This is a genomic window from Rhodocista pekingensis (genome assembly GCF_042665545.1).
Classification (GTDB): domain Bacteria; phylum Pseudomonadota; class Alphaproteobacteria; order Azospirillales; family Azospirillaceae; genus Rhodocista; species Rhodocista pekingensis.
Window position 1 is genome coordinate 67,976 of record NZ_JBHTCM010000026.1, and the last position, 21,982, is coordinate 89,957.

Below are 21,982 nucleotides of genomic sequence, written 5' to 3' on the forward strand. Positions count from 1 at the left end.
AGGAGGGCCGGTCCGCGGGGACCGGCCCGGCCCGTTCAGGCGGCCACGCCGACCGACGGCTCCAGATGGAGTTCCGCGTTCAGCGAGTTGGTGATGAGGCAGGTGCGCTCCGCCTTCGCCAGCAGGGTCGTCGCGCGCTCCGCATCGGCCTCGGCCTTCACCAGCAGGCGGGGCTTCACGGTGAAGCGGGTGAACCGGGTGACGCCCTCGACACGGTCGAGCACGCCCTCGACATCGACCTCCAGGCTCTCCCACTCCAGCTTGGAGGCGCGGGCGATGGCGCGGAAGGTCAGGATGTAGCAGTCGGCGACAGCGCCGACGAACAGGGTCTCCGGCGACCAGAAACCGTTCGGCCCGCCGAACTGCGGCGGGGCGGCGGTGTCCAGCGCCGGCACGTCGGCCTCGGCCTCCAGGCGGACATTGCCCTGGGCGGTGCCGGTGGCCTTGGTCAGATAGATGTGGGGGAGGGCTTGCATCCCTGGAACCTCGTCAGATCCGGTGGGGCGGGATTGGATGGATGGTCCATGATCGCACCGCGGCGGGGCGGCCGGATTGAGAATCCGCAAGGCCGGCGGCCCCGCCGCACGGCGTCAGGCCTTGGCCGCTTCCGGCTTCCAGACCGGGCCGCCGGTGGCGAGGTCGGTGGCGATGTAGGGCAACCCGGCCTGCTTCCAGGCCGCCATGCCGCCGACCATGTGGGCGACGCGGGTGAAGCCCGAATCGATGCAGCGCTGCGCCACAATGCGCGAGCGCATGCCCGAGCCGCAGTGGAACACGATCGGCCGGGCCCCCTCGGCGACCGGCAGGTAGCGGGGCTCCAGGAACGGCATCGGCGACAACAGGGCGCCCTGGATGTGCTCCAGCGCGTATTCGTGCGGGGTGCGGACGTCGATCAGGGTGATCTGGCCGGCCTCCAGGGCGGCGCGGACCTCCTCCGGCGTGTAGTTGGCCAGTTCGGCCATGCCGAAGGATTCGATCTGGGGCATCTTTCTCTCCCTTGCTGTGACGGCCCGCCGGCCGGCGGGCCCGGTGGCTGTTGTCCGGGCGGTCACCCGCCCGTCCCGGTGGGACCGGCCGCGACCACGGCCCGGTCGAGCGACAATGCAGGGCCTTGCCCGATGGCGGGCAGGATGCATAAGTCAGGGATGGATGGCATCGGAGATTCGCGGTGAGGGCTCCACAGATCGAGGCGGCCTGGAAGGGGCTGGCGGCGTGCCAGACATGCGGCATCCGCCATCTGGCCCTGTTCGCCGATCTCCAGGAGTCCGACTTCGCCCACATCCATACCCCGATCGAGGAGCTGCGCTACGAGGCCGGCAGCCAGATCTACGGCGTGGACGACCCGGCGGAGGCCGTCTTCACCGTGCGTCGCGGTCTGGTCAAGCTGGTCCATCTGCAACATGACGGCACCCAGCGCATCGTCCGGCTGATCCGGTCGGGCGGCGTCGCCGGGCTGGAGGCGCTGCTGCGCCCCGGCTATGCCCACAGCGCCGTGGCCCTGCAACCCGTGGAGGTCTGCCGCATTCCCGTCACCGTCGTGCAGCGCTTGCAGGCGGAGACGCCGCGCCTGCACTTCCGGCTGATGGAGAAATGGCACGAGGCCCTGAGCATCGCCGACGACTTCCTGACCGACCTGTCGGTCGGCAGCGTGCGCCAGCGGCTGGCGCGGCTGCTGCTGCTGCTCTCGGAAGAGGCGCCGCAGGCCCCGGTGCGGCTCTTCTCGCGGGAGGATCTGGGGGCGATCCTGGCGGTGACGCTGGAGACGACGAGCCGCACCATCGCCGAGTTCAAGCGCACCGGCGCCATCCGGGAGGTGGGCTACAACCTGGTCCTGTGCGACCGCCCGGCTTTGTCGGCCATCGCCGAACAGGCCTGACGGACGCCGGCCGGGACCGGGCGGGATCGGCCGGGGGCGGTGGATCAACCGCGTCTCCGCTCATGCAGAACCTGATACATCGCATCGCAGGATAGGGAGGCCGGGGCCGCTCCGCCTTGCGGAATGTCAAGGACGGCACGCCCCCGGCGGGTCTATGCCGCCCCTCGTCCGCAGCCCCGTCGATGCAGGATCGCCCCATGAACGGCCCCATGAACGACAGATACCCGACCGGCATGATCGTGATCCACTGGGTCATGGCCGCCACGATGATCGCCGCCTTCATCCTCGGCAAGGTGATGGAGGAGATGCCCGACGGGCCGGAGAAGATCGGCGCGCTGGGCTGGCACGCGCTGGCCGGCCTGCTGGTGGTGGTGCTTGCGGTTCCGCGGTTCATCGCGGTTCTGCGCGGGGCCGCCCCGCCGACCGAGGGGCCGCGGCGCGACGTGATCGTCGCCAAGGCGGTGCAGGGCGTGCTCTATCTGACGATGCTGGCCCTGCCCGTTCTGGGCGTGACCGCCGTCCTGACCAGCGGCGCCCAGGTCTCCGTCGCCGGCCTGGTCGATCTGCCGGCGGGAGCACCGTCGGAGTCGCTGCACGCTCTGGCCGGGGGCATCCACGGCGCGGTCGCCATGCTGTTCCTGCTGGCGCTGGTCCTGCATGTCGCCGGGGCGATGAAGCACGCGCTGATCCTGCGCGACGGCACGCTGGCACGGATGATCCCGTTCCTGCGGCGCTGAGCCCCGGTGAAGACGGTGGCGGGTGAAGGCGCCGGCGGGCGGCAGGTGTGACGTTCGGGCGTGACCTTTCCGGGGCGCCCGTCCCCGCTTTGCCCCCGCTTCGCCCCGGGTCCCTCCGGCCCCGGTGAAGGCCCGTTAACCAATGGCATGGCAGGGTGAGGTTCTCACGCCTCCCCCGAGCCCATCCCATGCAGGACCTTCTCACGCTGACCTATGCCGTCGGCGGCATCGCCGCGGCAGCCTTCCATGTGCCGCAATGGCTGCGGCTCTGGCGGACGCCCGCCCTGGTCGCGGGCATCTCCCCCTGGTCGTGGCTCGGCTGGTTCGGGATCAGCCTGAACAGTCTGGCCTACGCGCTGCTGGTCAACCATGACCGGGCGCTGATCGCCATGTCCGTCCTCACCATCGTCTGTCAGGCCGTGATGCTGAGCCTGATGGCCCGCGCGCATGCCAAGGTGCGGACGGCACAGCGGGCCGCGACGGACGACCCGGCCGCATCGCTGGGCGCAGCGGTTCCCTGACGGATGGTGCGGTGCCCGGAGAGAGCGCCGCCCGTCACTCCTCCGCGGCGAGCGACAGGCGCGTTCCCTGGCGGACCAGCTTGAGCTTCTTCGGGGGGTCCGCGGGACGCGCCGGGGCCGGAGCGACCGGGGCCGCAGCCGCAGTCCTGTCAGCCGAAGAGGAGGGATCGTACAGGCTGAGCGGCGACGAAGGAACCAACGTCGTCACGGCATGCTTGTAGATGAGTTGCAGGCCCCCGCCATGACCGGTCAGGGCAAGGCTGTAGGCATCGTGCGCAACGATACGCCCGACCAGTCGGACCCCCGTGACCAGGAACACGGTGACCTCTGTTCCTCCGGTCCGCAGTACATCGAGAACTTTGGACTGAAGGGCTTCCGAAAACGCCATAGACCTGATGACTCCTTGTATTCCGGGCACCCTAGGGCGATCGGACTATCGGAGCAATGCGTCACCTTTGCAACGGGTTCGCACGCGGACCGGGGCCGCGCGTACCGCGTGGACAACCGCCCGCCCCCGGAACGCCGTCATGCGTTGTCGGCGGGGACTGCCTCGAAGGCCACGGTGACGCAGGGCCCCTCTCCCGGGGCCGTCCCGTGCCAGAGGAAGGACGGGAACAGGATCAGCCGGCCGGGTCGCGGCGGCACCAGAAGGGTGGGCTCCAGCCCCGGGTCGGTCCCGAAGGGGGGGCGGCCGAAGCTCAGACCGCCGGCGCCGGCCGGCACATCGACATGGTAGACGCCGTAGAGCCACCCCTGTCCCTGGTCGAGATCGGCCGCACAGCCCCGGCGGCGGCCGCGCACCGACCAGGCGTCGGCGATGCGCAGGCGGGCCGGCCGGGAGCGCAGCACCGGATGCTCCGGATCGAGCGGAAGGGCGGCGAGATGGCGGTCGAGCGCCGCCGCGATCTGCCGGCGCAACGCCTCCAGCGGGGCGGGCAGCGCCGGCCGGGCGAACAGGTTGCCCACCGTCCGGGACTCCGCCAGCGACGACGGGCCGGCAGCGGCCTCCGACACGGCATGCAGCGGCAGGAGCGCCTCCAGCAACGCCCGCCGGAATCCGTCGGGACCACCCTGGCCGGGCGGGGGGGCCAGATCCTCCACCCGGAGCAGCGCCGCGGGATCGGCAAGGCGGCGCCAGGCCGGATCGCCCAGGCAGCGCAGGGCCGTCGCCAGCAGCGCCACGGCCCGGGGGCGGCCGGATTCCGCGGCCCGCCGCGCCAGTGCCAGCGCCGCCTGTGGCCGGCCATCCCGCAGCGCGGCCTCCGCCCCGGCCAGCAGGGCCCCGACGCAGGCCGGGTCGATCGCCAGCGCCGCCTCCGCCTGCGCCCACGCCTCGCGCGGCCGGTCCAGACGGAGGTGCAGCGCCGCCGCCCCGGCTCGGGTGGCAGCCTGCCGCACGGGGTCCCCGGTGCCGTCGGCCAGCAGCGGGCCGAGAAGGTCAAGAGCGCGCGCGGGGTCGCCGAAGGCTGCCTCCCCCTCCGCGAGCAGGCGGGCACGATCGGGGGAGGCCGGCAGCGACAGTTCCAGCTCGCGGTAACCGCGGATCGCCTCCCCCTGCCGGCCGAGGCGGCAGAGGAAGCGGCCGAGCCGGGCATGGGCCTCGGCATCCAGCGGGGCCAGCGCGGTGGCCCGGCGGAAGGCGCGCAGTGCGTCCGCGGCGGCCCCCGCCTCGGCACTGACCCGCCCCAGACCGGTCCAGAGATCCGCCCGGTCCGGCTCTAGGGCCACCGCCCGGCGCAGCCAGACGATCGCCTCTTCCGTCCGGCCGAGGGCGAGCAGGGCGAGGCCCTGGGCCTGGGCGAGCGTCGCGGAGGTCCCGCAGCATACCGACGCCCGACGCAGCACCTCCAGCGCCTCCGACGGCCGCCCGGACCGCAGGAGGAGCGCCCCCAGGTCGGCCGGGGCGCCTGGATCGGCCGGCGACAGGCACAGCGCGGTACGCAGGGCGGCCTCCGCCTCCTCCGTCCGACCGAGCGCCTCCAGGGCCCCGGCCATGGACCGGAACGGAGCCGCCCTGTCGGGCGCCAGCATGGCGGCACGGAAGAGCAGACCGAGCGCCTCCGCTGCGCGGCCCTGCACCAGCATCAGGGCGCCGAGGTCGCCGAGCGGTTCCGGATCGTCGGGCGCCGCCGCCACCGCGGCGCGCAAGAGCCGCACGGCCTCCTGCCCGTCACCGCCGTCGCGCGCCACGAGACCGAGCAGGTGCAGGGCCTGGGCATGCCCGGGTGCCAGATCAAGCACCTGCCGGCCGAGGCGCCCGGCCAGAATCAGGTCTCCCTCGCGCCGCGCCCGCAGCCCCAGCCGAAGCAGTTCCGGGAGGGAGCCGGCGGCGGTCTGTTCCGGTCGCCTCATGGCCTCACCCCGCCGAGGGACCGCCACACAGCCCGTCGCGGCCGGTCCGTCGGATCGAAGAACGGGCGCGCCGAGGAACGTGCGAACCGCAGGGTGGAAGAAACGCATGACGGAAGCATGTCTGATTTTAACAATGACCCAGAAAGACTTCAATATTCCCGGATCCCATAAGAAGCCGTTTACTGTAGAGGATCGTTAACCATAAATTCTCGCGCCAGGATTCCGGGCGACGACTTCCGCCGGACCGGGCCGGTGCAGCCCAGCGACCGCGGCATCGGGGGCGCGGATCGCCCAGGACCTTCCCAGGTCCTGCACCGACCCGGTCGATATCACGCGCGACTCCGGGGCGGCCGGCGCCCGCTGACACTGGCGCGGCCTCTGTGACTTTGCCACAGCCCTGCCCTGCGGCACCGTGCTTGCCGAAATGGCGTCGAAGTCATAATCATTCGCAAATCAACACACCGCCGTCCCCGGCGGACCGGTGCCCGCCTGCCTGCTGCGATGATCCAGACCCCCGCCCCGTTCGACACCCTGTTCCAGACCCGACGGCGCGCGCTGTATGCCCTGGCCTTCCAGCGCCTGGGCTCGGCCGCGGACGCCGAGGATGCCGTCCAGGACACCTATCTGAAGTGCCGTGACGTGGCCTGGGGCGCGGTCCAGAGTCCCGAGGCGATGCTCACCCGCATCCATCTGAACGTGATCCATGACATCCGCCGCCGCCGCCGGCGCTCGGTCGAACTGGCGGACGCCGACGGGCCGGAGGCCGTCTCCGTCCCGGCCGCGGCGCCGGACCCGGAGGAGACGCTGCTGGCCCGTCGGCGGCTGCGGGCGGCGCAGGCGGGGATCGACGCCCTGCCGCCGGTCTGCCGTCGGGTCTTCACCCTGTGCCGCATCGACGGCCTGTCGCACGCGGACATCAGTGCGGCCACCGGCCTGAGCCGGCCGGCGGTGGAGAAGCACATCGTCCGGGCCATGCAGCGTCTCCGCCGCAGCATCCGCGACTGACCGTTCCGGGAAAGCACACCCGCTTCCCGTCCATGGCCCTCCCCGTGCGCGTCCGGCTGCGCTATATCCGGCCCCTCTCGCAACGAAGGACACGGGATGAAGGTCGGCATCGACATGGGCACGGCTGCCGGCGACGGCAGGCCGGTGGAGATGGACCTGGAGGAGCTGCTGGCGACCCGGCTGCTGGTGCAGGGCAATTCCGGCTCCGGCAAGTCGCACCTGCTGCGGCGCCTGCTGGAGCAGTCGGCGCCCTGGGTGCAGCAGTGCGTCGTCGATCCCGAGGGCGACTTCGTGACCCTGGCCGACCGTTTCGGCCATGTCGTGGTGGACGCCGCGGCCCACACCGAGGGCGCCCTGCAACGGGTGGCCGCGCGGGTCCGCCAGCACCGCGTCTCCGTTGTGCTGAACCTGGAAGGGGCGGAGGTGGAGATGCAGATGCGTCTGGCCGCCGCCTTCCTGGGCGGCCTGTTCGACGCCGACCGCGACCACTGGTATCCGATGCTGGTGGTGGTGGACGAGGCGCAGCTCTTCGCCCCGGCTGCCGCCGGCGAGGTGTCGGACGAGGCGCGCAAGGCCAGCCTGGGCGCCATGACCAACCTGATGTGCCGCGGCCGCAAGCGCGGCCTGGCCGGCGTCATCGCCACCCAGCGTCTGGCGAAGCTGGCGAAGAACGTGGCGGCCGAGGCCAGCAACTTCCTCATGGGCCGCACCTTCCTGGACATCGACATGGCCCGCGCCGCCGACCTGCTTGGCATGGAGCGGCGCCAGGCGGAGATGTTCCGCGATCTGGCGCGCGGACACTTCGTGGCGCTGGGCCCCGCCGTCAGCCGCCGGCCGCTGCCGGTCCGGATCGGCGGGGTGGAGACGTCCGGGCGCGGCGGCACGCCGAAACTGATGCCGCTGCCGGAGACGCCGCAGGCCGACGCCCGCGACCTGATCCTGACGCCGGATGCGGAGGAACTGGCCTCCCCGGTGCCGCTGCCGCCGCGGCGGCCGCCGCCCCCGCCGCCGCAGGACATCAACGCGCTGCTGCGCATGGCGCGCCCCCGCCCCGCGGCGGAGAGCGCGGAGACCCAGGCCGAGGCGGACCCCGCACAGCTCGACGCCGTGCTGCGCGAGGTGCTGGCCGATCCGGACAGCGCCTTCCGCAGCGATGCGGTGCTGTACCAGGACTTCCTGGTCCGTTGCCGGATGAGCCGGGTGCGGGGGGAAAGCCTGGACCTGCCGGCGTTCCGCCGCCGGGTCAGCGTGATCCGTGCCGGCGTGGATCTGGAGTCGGCGGAAAGTCCCGACTGGGAACGGGCCGTGGCCGCCGCGGCGACCCTGCCGGAGGAGATGCAGGGCGTCTTCCTGCTGCTGGCCCGGGCGGCGATGGAGCGCGCCCCCTGCCCCTCCGACGCCCAGGTCGCCCGCGCCTGCGGCAGCCGCTCCCCGGGCCGGGCGCGACGGCTTCTCTCCTACATGGAGCAGCGCCGCGTGATCGTCCTGCGCACGGCGCTGGCGGGAGAGCGCATCGTCGCCCTGCCCGGCCTGGGCTGGCAGACCCGGCCCGGCGATCCGGCGGCGCCCGACCCGGCCGGCGATCCCGGCCCGGTCTGAGCGGCGACGGAAATCGCGGTCCGGAGTATCCGGATTCCGCCGGCTGCCGCGTCTTAGGTGTTGAAGCAAGCCCGACGGCCCACGACACCCATGCTGACCCGACTCTTCCCCTTCCTGGACCGACGCCGTGCCGCGGCCCGCGCCGAGGCCGGCCGCTGGTGGCTGCTGATGCGCGACGATGCGACCGCGCCCCAGCTTCTGGCCGCGTTCAGCGACTGGCTGGAGGCCGACCCGGCCCATCCCGCCGCCTTCGAGGAGGTCTGCCGCCGGCTCGGCCCGCCCGGACCGGCACGCTCCCCCCGGCCGGCGGCGCCCCCCCAGGCGGCGCCGCGGCGCGCGTGGCGCCCGGCCCTGGCGCTGGCGGCCGTGCTGACGGCCGCCGTCATCGCCGCCCATGGGCCGGCACCGCGGCCGGACATCGCCGTACCGCCCGGACAATGGCAGGAGGACCGGCTGGCCGACGGCAGCGTGGTCGCGTTCGGGCCCGGCTCCCGCGGCTGGCTGCGGTTCGACGAACGGCTGCGGGAGATCCGGCTGGACACCGGCAGCGTCATCGTCGAGGCCGCCCCGGACCCGCAACGGCCCCTGGTGGTGGAGACGCCACACGGCAGCGTCCGCGTCGTCGGCACCCGCTTCCTGGTGGTCGCCGACGGCTCGCGCACCGGGGTCACGGTCAGCCACGGCGCGGTGGAGACGGTGGCCGCCGCCCGGCCGGAGGAGCGGCGCATCCTGCGCCCGCCCGACCATGTGCAGCTCACCCCGACGGGGATCGTGGAACCGGCGCCGGGTGCTGTGGCGGATACCGCGGACGAGGTGCGCCAGGGCTGGCGCAGTTTCGCCGCGGCACCGCTGGCGGACGTGGCGGAGGCGCTCGCGGCGGCCAGCGGCGAACGCATCCTGGTCCTGCCGACCGCCCCGGCGGCCGCGGTCACCGGGCGCTTCCGGATGCGGGACGCCGGCCCCACCCTGGCGCTGCTGGCCGACGCCTACGGCCTGCGCCGGCTGGAGCCCTGGCCGGGCACGACGGTGATCTACTGACCGTCCGTCCCTGCCCGCCGGCCTGTCACGCCGCCACGCTCAGCAGACGGGCCTCCAGCGCGTCGAACGCGGCGATCTGTTCGGGAAGAAGCTGTCGCCTGGCGTCGCGGCCGAGATAGACCTTGAACATGCAGGCGCCCCCGGCGTCGTAGAACTGCACCGAGCGGGTCTCCGTGGAGAAGAGCCGGCGGCGCACGAAGGCGACGCGGATGCAGGCATCGACCTTCAGGTGCCCGCCGATCGGCTTGCCTTTGAAGTTGTACATGCCGTGGGCCACCGTGCCGCCCTTCAGCGGGGCCTTCACCTCAAGGATCACGGGGCCGGTATTGACGATGAGGGTGATCTCGCCCCAGCCCGCCATGTCGTCCAGCACCTCCACCATCAGGTGGCCGGGCAGGGACGTGACCTCGCCCGCGGGCAGGGCGTCGAGGACGGCGAGCGGCGTCGTGCCCGCGGCGCGGGCGATGTCTTCGAGGGCGGCGGTCGGGTTCGCGGCGAGCGCCTCGGCCAGGGTGGCGGTCATCGGAGTTCCTTCATGTCGGGGTGCTGGGCAAGCCAGCCCAGAAGCCGCCCGGTCATCGCCACCTGCCAGAAGCGGCCGGGCCGGGTGAGGCGGTGGAAACGGTGCTCCGGCGCCAGCAGGCCGGCCTCCTGCCACTGCGCCAGCAGCGGCGCGAGGTGCGCCGCCAGCGCCGTGCGCGGGGCGGGACAGAGCGCGGTGAAGGCGGCCTCGGCGCGGGACAGGTCCAGCAGCCCGCGCTCCATGCCGTACCGGATCGCATGGCCGACGGCCGACCCCGCCCCCTGCCGCATCATGCCCCGGGTGAGGCAGTCGCCCGATCCCGAGCGGGCGGCGTAATCGTCGAGATCGGTGGTGATGCGGTAGTTGCAGCCGCCCAGGAACCCGCCGGCCCCGGCGCCGAAGGGCAGGCAGTCGGCGCCGGTCTTGACGGCCAGATTGTAGACGTTGCGCTCGCGCAGGCTGCCCTGCCAGTGCGTGGTCGAGATCGACACCATGCCCTCTGCCTCGGCCGCCGCCTCGCCCGCGGCGAAGTAACGCCCCAGCTCCTCCGGCGCGGCGACGCGCTTCTTGCCCTTCTCGATGGCGCTCAGCAGCGGCGTGCCGGGGATCACGTTCAGCGAATAGAGGTCGAAGCCGTCCAGCCCCAGCGCCGCGCAGAGCCGCACGTCGGCGGCCACGTCCTCGGGCGTCTGGTCCGGCAGGCCGTAGATCAGGTCGGCGACGATGGCGCCGCGGTCGAGCGCCACGAGCCCTTCCAGCTCGGCGATGAGCTGCCGGCGCGGGGCCTTGCGGCCGAGCGGGCGGCGGATGGCGTCGGAGAAGCTCTGCACGCCGAAGGACATGCGGGTGACCCCGGCGTCGAAGGCCGCACGGGCCTTCTCCAGGCCGAAGGAATGGATGCGCCCCTCCAGCGTGATCTCGCAGTCCGGGGCGAGCGGCAGGTGGGTGTGGATGGCGCGCACCAGCCGGGCGATGTCGGGACCGGACAGCGCCGTGGGCGTGCCGCCCCCCAGATAGACCGCCTGGAGCGGCGGGCCGTCATGGGCGGGGGTGCGGGCGAAGGCGGCCATCTGGGCGATGACCGCATCGACATAGGGCGCCCCCGCCTCGGCCCGCCAGGGATTCTGGTAGAAGCCGCAGAACAGGCAGTGGTTCTCGCAGAACGGCACATGCACATAGGCGACGGCGCGGCGCGTCCGCCCGCTGGCGTACAGCCGGTGCCAGAGCGGGACGATCTCGTCCTCGGGCACGGTGTCCATGGCGCTGGCCGGATGCACCGGGCGGCGGCCGGGGAACGCGGTGGCGAGCGGGTCGCCGCCGGTCCGGGCGAAGAAGGACTCCAGCGGCGGCGCCTCCGCGGCGGCCGGCGGTCCCGCAGGATGCCTTCCGGGATGCCCCCCGGAATGCCCGGCAGGAGGTCCGGCCGGCCCGGGGGCACGCTCCGGGGTCGCGGGCGCCTGCGATGCCCGCGGATGCACTCCCGCCTGGGTCATGGTTCACCTCCTCCCGGAACGCCGCGCAGCCTCAGCCGCAGCGGTTCACTTCGATGCTCGCGTGCCGGATGCCCAGGCCGGCGGGGATGCGCGCGGTGGTGCTCGGGCGACTGCGGCGCGTGGGTGACGATGCTGAGAATGGCAAGGCCGGGCGGCCCTGACCGAAGTTGTGGCCGTGGGTCCAGCGGTCCATCGAATGGCTGTGCATGGGAACGCTCCCGGCGGTCAGCGACGGCGGCGGCGGACGGGCCGGCACCTGTCCCGGCCCCGCCCGCCCATCACGACCGCGAGGCTAAGGTCCGCGATCGGGACACGTCAACTGCTTATGCGACGCATTCGCAAGATTGAGGTGGGGCGCTCAGGACATGGCCCGCACCCCGCCCGTGCGGTCCGCCCCTCCCCCGGGTCGGGTGCAAAAAAGTATGTCCGGATTTGACGCGGCGCAGCGTCTTGGCTGCGAAGGATACGCAATTGCATAAGAAAAGGGGGTCCCATGCGCGATCGCGTTGGCCGGGTCCGGCGTCTTGCCGCCAGTGTCGTGCTGCCGATTTCACTGCTGGCCTGCCAGGGAACGGCCCTGGCGCAGGATGGCGGCGCGCAACCGGGCGCCGCCGTGCCGGAGACCGTCAGCCTGGACCTGCCGGCGCAGCCGCTGCATGAGGCGTTGCAGGCCTTCTCCCGGCAGACGGGCATTCCGCTGACGATCCTGCCGGACACGCCGTCCGACGTGCGCTCCACCGCCGTCTCCGGCCGGATGAGCCCGGACGTGGCCGTCGGCCGCCTGCTGGCCGGACGCGATGTCCCCTTCCGTTTCGCCGAGGGGGCCCTGATCGTCGGCCGCGGGGTCGCGGCGGGAGACACCACGGTGCAGGTGCTGGACCCGGTCCGGGTCGTCGGCATTCCCGAGCAGTTCAGCCTGCCGGCCGGCGAGACCGGCGCCACCGTGATCGGCCGTGAGCTGATCGGGGCGATGGGCACGCCGAACCGGGACCCGATGCGCCTGCTGCGCGCGACGCCCAACGTCGTCTTCGCCGACGACCTCTATGCCGTGGGGAACGCCGCCGGCAACGGCACGCTGACGGAGCAGGACCTGTCGCCGGCCCGCATCAGCATCTCCGGCGGCAAGGACTACGACAACAAGTACCTGATCGACGGGCTGGACAACGGCTCGATCTTCGACGTCACGGAGACGAACGAGGCGCACGCCGACCATATCGGCATCCACAACCCGCTGGCGCTGTTCACCAATGCCGACCTGCTGGACGAGATCGCCATCTACGATTCGAACGTCCCGGTCCGGTACAGCGGCTTCACCGGCGGCGTCGTCTCGATGAAGCTGCGCGCGCCGCGGGATGTCTTCGGCGGATCGGCCAGCATCTCCCACCAGCGCGATTCCTGGGTCGACTACCATTACGAATGGGAGACGCCCGACGCCACGGCCGAGGCGCCGAAGTTCAAGAAGACGTCCTATGACGCGCTGATCGACATTCCGTTGCTGCCGGGCCTGCGCAGCATGGTCGGCGCCTCCTATGTCGAGGCGGAGCAGGACCGCGTCCGCACGGCGAACTACGACGACGGCACCCGGCCGGCGACCAAGAGCACCAGCGCCACCTATCTGGCCGGGATCTCGGCCGATCTGAGCGAGGCGCTGGTGCTGGACGTGAAGGGCCTCTATTCGCCCTACACGCAGGAATACACCCGCTGGAACATGGCGAACGACCGCCAGGAGACGACGAAGGACGCCTACCAGGTCAACGGCGACCTGCGATACACCGGCAGCGCGGTCACGGCGAAGCTGACCGCCGGCTACAGCCTGAGGGAAACCGAGCGCGACGCCCCCGACACCGCCTACACCTGGCGCCGCACGGGCAGCAAGACCAGCGTCTGCGCCGGCGGGACCCAGTGCGTGGAGGGCGGCTACGGCGACATCGCCGACAGGCAGGAGAACGTCGAGATCAAGGGTGAGGCGGCAACCACCTTCCTCACGGTCGACTGGTCGGCGGGCTTCGACTTCAACTGGACCGAGGGCACCCGCAAGCGCGACGACGAGGCGGTCCATTACTTCTCGCCGACCGTCAGCAGCGCCATCGTCTGCGCGGATCCGAATGATCCGGGCTGCATCGCCGGCGAACAGGTCCTGACCCGGCGGAACTTCTATCCGCAGCGCGACTACTCGGCGGACGTGTCGACCTACGGCCTCTGGCTCCAGGCCGACAGGACGCTGGAGGTGGGCGCCGACTATCTGAAGAGCATCGACCTGCGGGCCGGCCTGCGGGCCGACTACGGCGACTTCTGGGAGAACCTGAACTGGTCGCCGCGCCTGTCCACCACCTTCAACCTGCCGGCCGATGTCGGCCTGACGCTCGCGGCCGGCCGCTACTACGGGACCGACACGCTGGTCTATGCCTTCTATGCCAGGGACCCGGCCGTCGTCAGCGAGACCCGCGTCGCGGCGAGCCGCAACGTCTACAGGAACGAATGGGTCGTCACGACGCCGTCCTACCCGTACATGGCCGCCGAGGTGGACACGCCCTATTCGGACGAGCTGACGGCCGCCCTGACCTTCCCGCTGCTGTGGGGTGAGGGGCGCGCCAAGTACATCGACCGCGACACCCGCGACGACATCGCCATGGAACTGGCCTCGGTCGATGGCCGGACCGTCCGCCGCCCCACGAACAACGGGCGCATCGACTACCGGTCGGTCAGCCTGGAATGGGTGAAGACGCTCGACAACCACGCCTTCATGATCAACGGGACGTGGTCGGACACGGACCGCAACATCCTGAACTATCTCGCCACCCCGGACGACGAAGGCACCACCAACGTCTATTACGAGGGACGGGTCGTGAGCCGCGGGGACCTGTCGCTGATCGCGGACACCTATGGCCAGCCGGTCACCATCAACGCGGTCTGGACCGCCGACTGGTTCGACGACCGGCTGTCGACGAACGTCACCGGCAAGTACCGCTTCTCCCACGATGAGATCGTCGCCACGGACAAGACCATCCGGGTCAACAACTCGACCTACTACATCTATGAGAAGCGCACGAACCACGGCACCTGGCGGTTCGACCTCAACGCCGTCTACCGGATCGAGACCTGGACGGACCAGCATCTCGATCTGACCCTGACGGTGGAGAACCTGCTGGACTCCCGCACCTACACGGCCGATGCCAGCGCCCCTTACGAACGGGGCAGGGCCTTCTGGCTGGGAGCCGGCTACCGGTTCTGATCCGCCACCGCCGCCGGTCCCTGGGCCGGCGGCGGTTCCCGTTCCGGGACCGGTCCCACGGACCGGTGATTTCCAAGGACCCACGAACGCGATGGCCGCATGAGCACGATGATCGAATGCAGACAGCTCCGGCACAGCTACGGGGACACCCCCGTGCTGCACGGGCTGGATTTCCGCGTGGAGGAAGGCGGGATCTTCGGCCTTCTGGGCAAGAACGGCGCCGGGAAGAGCACCGCCATCAACATCCTGATGGGCTTCCTGCGCCCGCAGTCGGGTGAATGCCGGGTGCTGGGCCATCCCAGCCATGCCCTGCCCCCGGCCGTGCGTCAGGACATCGGCCTGCTGCACGAGGGCTTCATCCAGTACGACTTCATGTCGATCGACGAGATCGAACGCTTCCACGCGCCCTTCTACCCGCGCTGGGACCGCAGCGCCTTCTACGATCTGGTGGACCAGTTGAACCTGCCGCGCAGCCGGCGGGTCTCGCGCATGTCCTGCGGCCAGCGCTCGCAGGTCGTGCTGGGCCTGATCATGGCGCAGAACCCGCGGCTGATGATCCTGGACGACTATTCCATGGGTCTGGATGTCGGCTACCGCCGGCTGTTCCTGGACCTGCTGCGGGACTATGTGCGCGAGCGCGGCACCACCGTGCTGCTGACCTCCCATGTGGTGCAGGAGCTGGAGAAGCTGATCGACCGCATGATCGTGCTCCAGGCGGGCCGGGTGCTCGTGGACTGCACGCGGGCGGACTTCATGGCCCGGTTCCGGCAGTACCGCCTGCCCCGCAGCGGCGCGACCGACGCCCTGCGGCGCGAGGGGCCGGTCGTCAACGTGGAGCGCAACCTGCACTCCGTCTCCGTCTTCGGCTACGCCGACCGCGACACCATGGCCGCCCACCTGTCCGCCCACGGCGTCGCCGTGGACGCCCTGGAAGAGGTGCCGATGGGCTTCGAAGACGCCTTCATCGGCCTGACCGGCCGTGCCTGAGGAAAAGCCGATGCCGCTGAAGCCCCTTCTGCTCAAGGAAACCATCAAGCTGCGCCGGCTCTTCTGGGTGCCGCCGCTGGTCGTCCTGGCCGCCCTGGTCGACATCTGGCTGACCCTGCGCGCCTTCAACAGCGCCCGCGGTCCGGGCCAGCTCTGGAACGCCCTGACCTACAAGCAGGAGATCACCTTCGACAGCCTGGCCTATGTGCTGCCGTTCGCAGGGATCTGGTACGCCTGCGTGCAGTTCCTGCCGGAATGCACCGGCCGGCGGCTGCGCCTGATGTTCCATCTGCCGGTGTCGCCGTGGCTGGGGCTCTATGTCCCGGTCGGGGTCGGGCTCGGGCTGGTGCTGCTCTGCGCCGTCCTGGCCCTGGGCGGTCTGGCCGCCGTGGCCGGGTCGCTGAACCTGCCGCCGCAGCTCTGGGGTCCGATGGTGGAGACCGCCCTGCCCTGGTGCCTCGCCGGCATGGTGGCCTATCTCGCCACCGCGGCCACGCTGGCCGATCCGGCGCTGCACCGCCGCCTCGTCATCGCGCTGGCCGGGCTGGCCTTCGTCACCCTGCTGACCCGCACAACCATCTTCGCCGGCATGTCCGGCAGCCTGGGCTGGTACGTCCTGGCCTGCCTGCCCTGGCTGCTTCCGCTGGAAGCGGCGGCCCAGCGCACCAAGGAGAGTTCGTGATGCCGTCCGTCTCCCGTCTCGCCACGCTGTTCGTGGCCGTTCTGGCCCTGTGCTGGTTCCTGCCCGACCTGTATGACCGGGCGGCCCTGCCCGAGCCGGTGCGGACCTCGGGCTATTACAGTGCCGACGCCGGTGCCTTCCTGGTCCGGGTGGATGGCCGCGACGACACCCGCTTCCTGGACGAGCAGGGCAATCCCGTGGCGGAGGAGGCGTTCCGCCGCGGGCTGCCCTTCCTCTACTTCGCCGATCTGGAGAAGCATGGCGAGTTCCCCGCCACGGTGGCCGGCGTGCCGGTCACCGTGGAGGAGGCGCGGCGGCAGTTGCAGATGCTGCGGCTGGCGCCGCGCGACTGGAATTCCGGCGGACTGAACCTGCACACCCTGATCGAATCCGCCCCCTGGGGGGCCCGGCTGTCGTTGCCGGACCACATGTTCCGGGTGAGGCCGGCCGGGCTGGAATTCCTGCGCGTGGCCGACGGCCGCGTGGACCGGGACCTGTCGGACCGCTTCACCGCCGCCATGACGGAGGCCGGGGTCGTCTGGCCGCTGGTCGCCATCGGAGGCAACCCCTCCACCCGCAAGGAATTTGACGAGGGCTATCTGCTGGTCGATTCCGCCAACCGGCTGTTCCAGCTCAAGCTGGTGAAGGGGGAGCCCGAGTGCCGGGCGACGGGGCTGACCGTTCCCGGCCGCGTGCGGGCGGCAACGGTGTCCGAACACCAGCGCCGCGAGTTCATCGGGGCCGTCGTCAGCGACGAGGCCGTCCATCTGGTGACCTATGACGACCGTCTGGTGCCGCTGCCCGCGGCCGGCTTCGATGCCGACACGGTGTCCGTCTCGCTGCGCACCGACCCGCTGAACCGGACCGTTCTGAGCACCGACCTGAGCGGCAGCACCGACACCCCCTACCACCTGACGGCGACGGACCGGGAGTACCGGCCGGTCCACAGCTTCGACCTGCCCCTGCCCGCTGACTATCTGGCGTCGCTTGAGCGGCGGAGCATGGTCGCGTCCGCCCTGTTCCCGCTGACCGTCTCGCAGTCCTCGGCGACGGACGATCTGCTCCACCTGCACCTCGCGCCGGCGGAGCATCCGGGACTGGCCGCGGCCGGCGGTCTGCTGTGCTGCGCCCTGCTCTGGCTCTGGCGCCGGCGCACCCGGGCGCCGCTGCATCCGGTGGAGCTGGTCACGACCCTGCTGACCGGGGTGGCGGGTCTTCTGGCGCTGCTGCTGCTGGGGCCGCTGACCCGGCAGCGGACTGCCGGGGCCTGACCACCCCTGGGACATCGCGCCCTGCCCGCCGCCCGTCCGGTCCCCGCGGGACCCCGGACGGGCGGCGGGTCTTCCGGCCGGCAGACGCCCCCAGAAAGACAGGCTCAGGCGGCAGGGGCAGGACGCTGCGTCAGCGGGTGCGGATGGAGAAATCGACGGGAACCACCAGCTCCACCCGATCCCCCTTGATCTCCGGCGGTGGCGGCGGGAAGGGCTGGGCCCGGTCCACCAGCGCCAGCGCCTCTTCGTCCAGGCTGTCCACCCCGCAGGGATGCTCCAGCCTGACGGAGAGCAGCCGGCCCTCGCGGTCCATGGCGAAGCGCACCATCGGCACGCCCTCCTGGCGCAGCCGGCGGGCCCGGCTGGGATAGCGCTTGTGCCGCTCCAGATGCGCGAACAGCCGGCTCTGCCAGGTCTGCACGCTGCTGGATGTCTGTGCGGCGGAGGCACCGACGGCCGGGGCGGCCGTGCGGTCGGAGACCTGGGCGGCGGCCGGCGGGGCGCTGCTCTCCGACGCCGGCGGCCGGGCCTCGGCCTGCTCGCGCGGCCGGGACGGCGCGGCGTCGGCCCGGGGCATCGCCACCTCGGCCTTGGGGCGGACGGGCAGCGGCTTCAGGACGGGCCGTTCGCGCGGCTTGGGCACCGGCACGGGCTCCGGTTCGGGAGTCGGCTCCTCCACCGGCTCGGGCGGAGGGGGCGGTGCCTCGACCGCCGGCGGGGTCGGGGCCACGTCGGACGGGGTGACGGCCGGCGCGCTGGGCAAGGGGGCCAGTTCCAGCATGATGCCGGCCGGCGGCGCCGGCGGCGCCGCGACCGGAGCCATCCAGCCCACGAGGACCGCGCCCGGCAGCAGGTGCGCGCCGAGCGCCAGGGCGAAAGCCCGGCCCCAGCGCGGACCCGTGTCCGGCGCCGGCGCCGCCATCTCAAGCGTCATTGCGGCGAACTCTCCAGCCCGACCAGGGCCACCTTCAGGTAGCCGGCTTCACGCAGCGCGTTCATGGTCTGCATGATCGTGTCGTAATCCACCGTCTTGTCGGCCCGCAGGAAGATCCGCTGTTCCTTGTCCCCGCCGGAAGCGAGGTCCAGGGCGGACGCCAGCCCCTCACGGGGCACCGTGTCCTCACCGACGGCAAGGCTGTGGTCGGCCCCCACCGTCAGGAAGATCGGCTTGTCCGGCCGCGACTGCTGTTCGGCCGAGGCCGCCGGCAGGTCCACCTTGATGTCCACCGTGGCGAGCGGCGCCACCACCATGAAGATGATGAGAAGCACCAGCATGACGTCGATGAACGGCGTGACGTTGATCTCGTGGCTTTCCCGCAGATCGTCGTCGCCATGCTCCATCTTCACCGCCATGGCGGATCACTCCGCCACGAGGCGCAGATCGGCGCGCCCGACCATGCCGCGGCTGAGATCGCGGGAAACGATGCGCATCACCGCCGCCCCGGTATCCGCGACCAGCCCGCGGTAGGCGGCGATCTGACGGGTGAAGTGGTTGTAGATCACCACCGCCGGGATGGCGGCGATCAGACCGAAGGCGGTGGCCAGCAGCGCCTCGGCGATACCGGGGGCGACGACGGCCAGATTGGTCGCCTTCGAATCGGCGATGCCGATGAAGGCGTTCATGATGCCCCAGACGGTGCCGAACAGCCCGATGAAGGGCGAGGTGGCACCGATCGTCGCCAGCAGCCCGGTGCCCACGGCGATGCGGCGGCCGGCGGTCGCCTCGATCCGTTGCAGCCGCAGGGCGACACGTTCCTTGACGCCGTCCACGTCCTGCAAGGCGTCGGCGGACAGGCGAAGCTCCAGGGAGGCCGCCGCCGTCATCTCGGCCAGCACGCCGTCCTCCCGGCTGCCCGCCTGGATCGCCTGCGCCAGACTCTGCGCCGAATCCACGCTGTCAAAGCCGGCGCGCTGCACGGCGCGGGCCCGGCGCAGCTCCACGCTCTTGGCGATCAGCACGGTCCAGGTGGCGACGGAGGCGAGCAGGAGCCCGATCATCACCGTCTTCACCACCCAGTCGGCCTGCATGAACATGCCCCAGGGCGTCAGATGCGCCGCCATCGTCATGTCCAGGGCCTGTCCGGCTGCGCCGCCGCCCCCGCCGTCTGCGGGAACCTCCTGCGCCAGGGCGGCCCCGGCCGCGAGGAGGGTGACGAGAGTGCCGCCGATGAAGCGGTGAACGGCGGAGGGCAGCAGGCGCATCGAACCGACCTTTCAGGAAAGGCGCTCCGGCCGCGCCGGACCGACGCCGGCGCGGAACCCGGATTCAAGTGCGAATGATAATCAACTTTGTCCGCCCGTCGAGAGGAACCTTGCCGCGGCAGGGCAGACTTGCATCGACGCAATGGGAGGAGCCTGCCCCGACCGTGCAGGGCCCGGTCCGCGCACAAAGTCGATGAATATGAAATGGTTCCAGAAGCGAACATTAAGAATGTTAACCCCAAGTAAAAATCTCCGAGATGCCGTTAACATTGGGTTCAAAAAGGCCACTTTTTGAGGGTCGAATTTACTTCTCTTTAAATTACGCGGCCCCTTTGACTTGCCGAAGTCTCGTAAAGGTATATTTTTGGGACATCCGACGGTGCCGGAGGTGACGACCGAGTACCGACGCCGGGCGGAGCAACGAGGGGGACAACGATGCAGGCACTGGCAAGACTTCGTATCGGCTCACGCATAACCGTCGGATTCGCCACGGTTCTGGGCCTTCTGATCGTGATCGCCGCCGTGGCGTTGACAGGTCTAGGGCAGGTCAACACCGCGTCGCAGAACTTCGCCCGGGTCAGCGCCCAGGCGTTGACGACGAAGGGCATGGAACGCGATTTCCTGGCGATGCGCCGCGAGGTGCTGTCCTTCACGTTCCAGGGCAACACCGCGGCGGCCGAGAGCCTCGCCGGTCTGAGCCAGAATCTGCAAGCCGCCGCGGGCCGGCTCCTGGCCGAGATCCGCGACCCCGAACGCCGTGCCATGATGGAGGAACTGTCCGGTCTCGCTGAAAGCTACATGGCCGGCTTCGCCCGCCTCCAGGAACTGCAACCGACCGAAACCAGGCTGACCGAGCAGGACGTCTACGGCAACGGCACCCAGGCCGGCCGCACCCTGGACGATCTGCGGGCGGGCGCCCTGGCCGGCGGCAACATGGCGTTGGCCCTGGCCGCCGGGCAGTTGCATGAAGACCTGCTGTCCGCCCGATTCGCCATCGCAGCGTTCCTGACGGATGCGCTGGATGACAAGGCGCTGGCTACGGCGCGGGACCGGCTGAAGGAGGTCGGCCGGAGCGCGGCCGCCCTGTCGCAGCAGAATTTCCCCCCCGAGCAGTCGGCCCTGGCGCGGACGGCGGTGGAACAGGCCGGCGCCATGGTCACCGGATTTGATGCCCTGGCTGCCACCGCACGCCAGATCGACGAGCTGGTCACCACCAGCATGGCCGAATCGGGCCGCAACTTCGTCGCCACGTCCGAGCGGCTCAGCCGGAACTACGCCGACTACCTGGACCGGACCCTGGCCTCCAGCAAGGCGACGGCGGCCTCCAGCACGACTCTCCTGTGGACGGCGGGCATCATCGCCCTGCTGACCGGCATCGCCGCGGCACTGCTGATTTCCCGCAGCATCGTGCGGCCGATCCAGGGCATCACCAGGATCATGGGCGTGCTCGCCGGCGGCGACACGAAGGCCGAGGTGCCGAACCGCGACGGCCGCGACGAGGTGGGCGAGATGGCCCGCGCCGTCCAGGTCTTCAAGGAGGCGATGATCGAGACCGAACGGCTCCGCGCCGCCCAGATCGAGCAGGAGCGCCGCGCCGAGCGGGAGCGCCGGGCGGCCCTGAAGCAGATGGCCGACAGTCTGGAGCAGTCGGTGAAGTCGGTGGTGGATGCCGTCTCCGCCGCCTCGACCGAGCTGAACGCCTCGGCGCAGTCCATGTCCGGCACGGCCGTGCGCTCCTCGGCCGAGGCCGGTACCGCCGCCGCCGCCGCGCAGCAGGCCAGCGCCAACGTCCAGACCGTGGCCGCCGCCACCGAGGAACTGACCAGCTCCATCAGCGAGATCGCCCGGCAGGTGCAGCGTCAGGCCGAGCTGGCGCTCGCCGCCACCCGCGATGCCGCGCAGAGCGAGGACCGGGTCAAGGAGCTGGCCGAGGACGCCCGGAACATCTCCGACGTGATCGGCCTGATCAACGCCATCGCCGGGCAGACGAACCTGCTGGCGCTGAACGCCACGATCGAGGCCGCCCGCGCCGGCGAGGCCGGCAAGGGCTTTGCCGTCGTGGCGTCGGAGGTCAAGGCGCTGGCGACCCAGACGGCACGGGCGACCGAACAGATCGCCGAGCGTATCCGCGCCGTGCAGGAGCGCACCGACGGCACGGTGGAGAGCATCGCCCAGATCGCCAGCCGGGTGGAGGAGATGAAGGAGATCGCCACCGCCGTCGCCTCCGCCGTGGAGCAGCAGACCGCGGCGACGCAGGAGATCAGCCGCAACGCCAACGAAGCGGCCAGCGGCACCGAAGCCGTCTCACGCAGCCTGGACGCCGTGAACGGCGCCGCCGGCGAAGCGGGCGCGGCCTCCAGCCAGGTCACCGCCTCGGCGGAGGATCTGGCGAAGCAGTCCGAACGCCTGCGCCAGTCCGTGGACAGCTTCATCGACCAGGTGCGCGCGGCCTGAGCCCCGGTCC

General features: G+C 71.4%; 21 protein-coding genes. 11 read left to right on the forward strand and 10 right to left on the reverse strand.

The genetic code is table 11. The features are described from left to right. Positions 1–35: 35 nt before the first annotated feature. Entirely contained in the window at positions 36–476 is a 441-nt protein-coding gene (locus tag ACFQPS_RS18195) for an OsmC family protein (protein WP_377360644.1), read from the reverse strand. A 114-nt stretch (positions 477–590) separates the two neighbouring features. Continuing rightward, positions 591–986, reverse strand: coding sequence for a rhodanese-like domain-containing protein (locus tag ACFQPS_RS18200; protein ID WP_012568968.1), 396 nt, complete (start codon positions 984–986; stop codon positions 591–593). Positions 987–1,168: 182 nt separating this feature from the next. Between ACFQPS_RS18200 and ACFQPS_RS18205 the strand changes: the two genes are divergently transcribed. The 3 genes from ACFQPS_RS18205 to ACFQPS_RS18215 all read left to right on the forward strand — a co-directional run bounded on the left by ACFQPS_RS18205 (position 1,169) and on the right by ACFQPS_RS18215 (position 3,134). Continuing rightward, complete coding sequence (locus ACFQPS_RS18205; protein ID WP_012568967.1) at positions 1,169–1,876, forward strand: Crp/Fnr family transcriptional regulator; 708 nt, start codon at positions 1,169–1,171, stop codon at positions 1,874–1,876. A 209-nt stretch (positions 1,877–2,085) separates the two neighbouring features. Beyond that, positions 2,086–2,613, forward strand: a complete 528-nt coding sequence (locus ACFQPS_RS18210; protein WP_377360645.1) for a cytochrome b — start codon at positions 2,086–2,088, stop codon at positions 2,611–2,613. A 188-nt stretch (positions 2,614–2,801) separates the two neighbouring features. Next, a complete protein-coding gene (locus ACFQPS_RS18215; RefSeq protein ID WP_377360646.1) occupies positions 2,802–3,134 on the forward strand; it encodes a hypothetical protein in 333 nt (110 codons plus the stop codon). 34 nt (positions 3,135–3,168) lie between these two features. On the opposite strand, the gene ACFQPS_RS18220 is transcribed toward ACFQPS_RS18215, so the two are convergent. Together ACFQPS_RS18220 and ACFQPS_RS18225 are read right to left on the reverse strand one after the other, a co-directional pair. After that, positions 3,169–3,522, reverse strand: coding sequence for an RNA chaperone Hfq (locus ACFQPS_RS18220; protein WP_377360647.1), 354 nt, complete (start codon positions 3,520–3,522; stop codon positions 3,169–3,171). Between the two features lie 137 nt (positions 3,523–3,659). Then, positions 3,660–5,486, reverse strand: coding sequence for a tetratricopeptide repeat protein (locus tag ACFQPS_RS18225; protein WP_377360648.1), 1,827 nt, complete (start codon positions 5,484–5,486; stop codon positions 3,660–3,662). Between the two features lie 501 nt (positions 5,487–5,987). Here ACFQPS_RS18225 and ACFQPS_RS18230 point away from each other — a divergent pair. The 3 genes from ACFQPS_RS18230 (at position 5,988) to ACFQPS_RS18240 (ending at position 9,128) form a co-directional block, all read left to right on the forward strand. Further along, positions 5,988–6,491 carry an RNA polymerase sigma factor gene (locus tag ACFQPS_RS18230; RefSeq protein ID WP_377360649.1) on the forward strand — a complete coding sequence of 168 codons (504 nt, stop codon included), beginning with the start codon at positions 5,988–5,990 and terminating at the stop codon, positions 6,489–6,491. Between the two features lie 96 nt (positions 6,492–6,587). Continuing rightward, positions 6,588–8,090: a helicase HerA domain-containing protein gene (locus ACFQPS_RS18235; RefSeq protein ID WP_377360650.1), complete on the forward strand. Its 1,503-nt coding sequence runs from the start codon at positions 6,588–6,590 to the stop codon at positions 8,088–8,090. A 90-nt stretch (positions 8,091–8,180) separates the two neighbouring features. Then, the gene (locus ACFQPS_RS18240; RefSeq protein ID WP_377360651.1) at positions 8,181–9,128 is read left to right on the forward strand and encodes a FecR family protein; all 948 of its coding nucleotides are present in this window, start codon (positions 8,181–8,183) and stop codon (positions 9,126–9,128) included. Positions 9,129–9,153: 25 nt separating this feature from the next. On the opposite strand, the gene hutX is transcribed toward ACFQPS_RS18240, so the two are convergent. From hutX to ACFQPS_RS18255, 3 genes are read right to left on the reverse strand one after another with little or no spacing between them, the layout of a single operon-like run. Continuing rightward, positions 9,154–9,651 (reverse strand): heme utilization cystosolic carrier protein HutX, encoded by a 498-nt coding sequence (hutX, locus tag ACFQPS_RS18245; protein WP_377360652.1) that lies wholly within the window; start codon positions 9,649–9,651, stop codon positions 9,154–9,156. Then, positions 9,648–11,144: a heme anaerobic degradation radical SAM methyltransferase ChuW/HutW gene (gene hutW, locus ACFQPS_RS18250; RefSeq protein ID WP_377360653.1), complete on the reverse strand. Its 1,497-nt coding sequence runs from the start codon at positions 11,142–11,144 to the stop codon at positions 9,648–9,650. The genes hutX and hutW overlap by 4 nt, the downstream gene beginning before the upstream one ends. A 31-nt stretch (positions 11,145–11,175) precedes the next feature. Further along, a complete protein-coding gene (locus ACFQPS_RS18255; protein WP_377360654.1) occupies positions 11,176–11,352 on the reverse strand; it encodes a hypothetical protein in 177 nt (58 codons plus the stop codon). 285 nt (positions 11,353–11,637) lie between these two features. On the opposite strand from ACFQPS_RS18255, the gene ACFQPS_RS18260 reads away from it, so the two are divergent. The 4 genes from ACFQPS_RS18260 (at position 11,638) to ACFQPS_RS18275 (ending at position 17,316) form a co-directional block, all read left to right on the forward strand. Continuing rightward, positions 11,638–14,376 carry a TonB-dependent receptor gene (locus tag ACFQPS_RS18260; protein ID WP_377360655.1) on the forward strand — a complete coding sequence of 913 codons (2,739 nt, stop codon included), beginning with the start codon at positions 11,638–11,640 and terminating at the stop codon, positions 14,374–14,376. A 99-nt stretch (positions 14,377–14,475) separates the two neighbouring features. Further along, positions 14,476–15,363, forward strand: a complete 888-nt coding sequence (locus tag ACFQPS_RS18265) for an ABC transporter ATP-binding protein (RefSeq protein WP_377360656.1) — start codon at positions 14,476–14,478, stop codon at positions 15,361–15,363. A gap of 10 nt (positions 15,364–15,373) precedes the next feature. Continuing rightward, positions 15,374–16,045 carry a hypothetical protein gene (locus tag ACFQPS_RS18270; RefSeq protein WP_377360657.1) on the forward strand — a complete coding sequence of 224 codons (672 nt, stop codon included), beginning with the start codon at positions 15,374–15,376 and terminating at the stop codon, positions 16,043–16,045. Beyond that, positions 16,045–17,316 carry a DUF4857 domain-containing protein gene (locus ACFQPS_RS18275; RefSeq protein ID WP_377360658.1) on the forward strand — a complete coding sequence of 424 codons (1,272 nt, stop codon included), beginning with the start codon at positions 16,045–16,047 and terminating at the stop codon, positions 17,314–17,316. Before ACFQPS_RS18270 ends, ACFQPS_RS18275 begins: the two co-directional genes overlap by 1 nt. 130 nt (positions 17,317–17,446) lie before the next feature. Here the strand turns inward: ACFQPS_RS18275 and ACFQPS_RS18280 are convergent, their stop codons facing one another. Genes ACFQPS_RS18280 through exbB form a run of 3 tightly spaced genes read right to left on the reverse strand, consistent with a single transcriptional unit; the run spans position 17,447 to position 19,518 of the window. After that, the gene (locus ACFQPS_RS18280; RefSeq protein WP_377360659.1) at positions 17,447–18,250 is read right to left on the reverse strand and encodes an energy transducer TonB; all 804 of its coding nucleotides are present in this window, start codon (positions 18,248–18,250) and stop codon (positions 17,447–17,449) included. Further along, positions 18,247–18,669 carry a TonB system transport protein ExbD gene (gene exbD, locus ACFQPS_RS18285; RefSeq protein WP_377360660.1) on the reverse strand — a complete coding sequence of 141 codons (423 nt, stop codon included), beginning with the start codon at positions 18,667–18,669 and terminating at the stop codon, positions 18,247–18,249. The genes ACFQPS_RS18280 and exbD overlap by 4 nt, the downstream gene beginning before the upstream one ends. Positions 18,670–18,675: 6 nt before the next feature. Next, positions 18,676–19,518, reverse strand: a complete 843-nt coding sequence (gene exbB / locus ACFQPS_RS18290) for a tonB-system energizer ExbB (protein WP_377360661.1) — start codon at positions 19,516–19,518, stop codon at positions 18,676–18,678. 435 nt (positions 19,519–19,953) lie between these two features. Here exbB and ACFQPS_RS18295 point away from each other — a divergent pair, with 435 nt between their 5' ends. After that, positions 19,954–21,972 carry a methyl-accepting chemotaxis protein gene (locus ACFQPS_RS18295; protein WP_377360662.1) on the forward strand — a complete coding sequence of 673 codons (2,019 nt, stop codon included), beginning with the start codon at positions 19,954–19,956 and terminating at the stop codon, positions 21,970–21,972. The last annotated feature ends 10 nt before the right edge of the window (positions 21,973–21,982 follow it).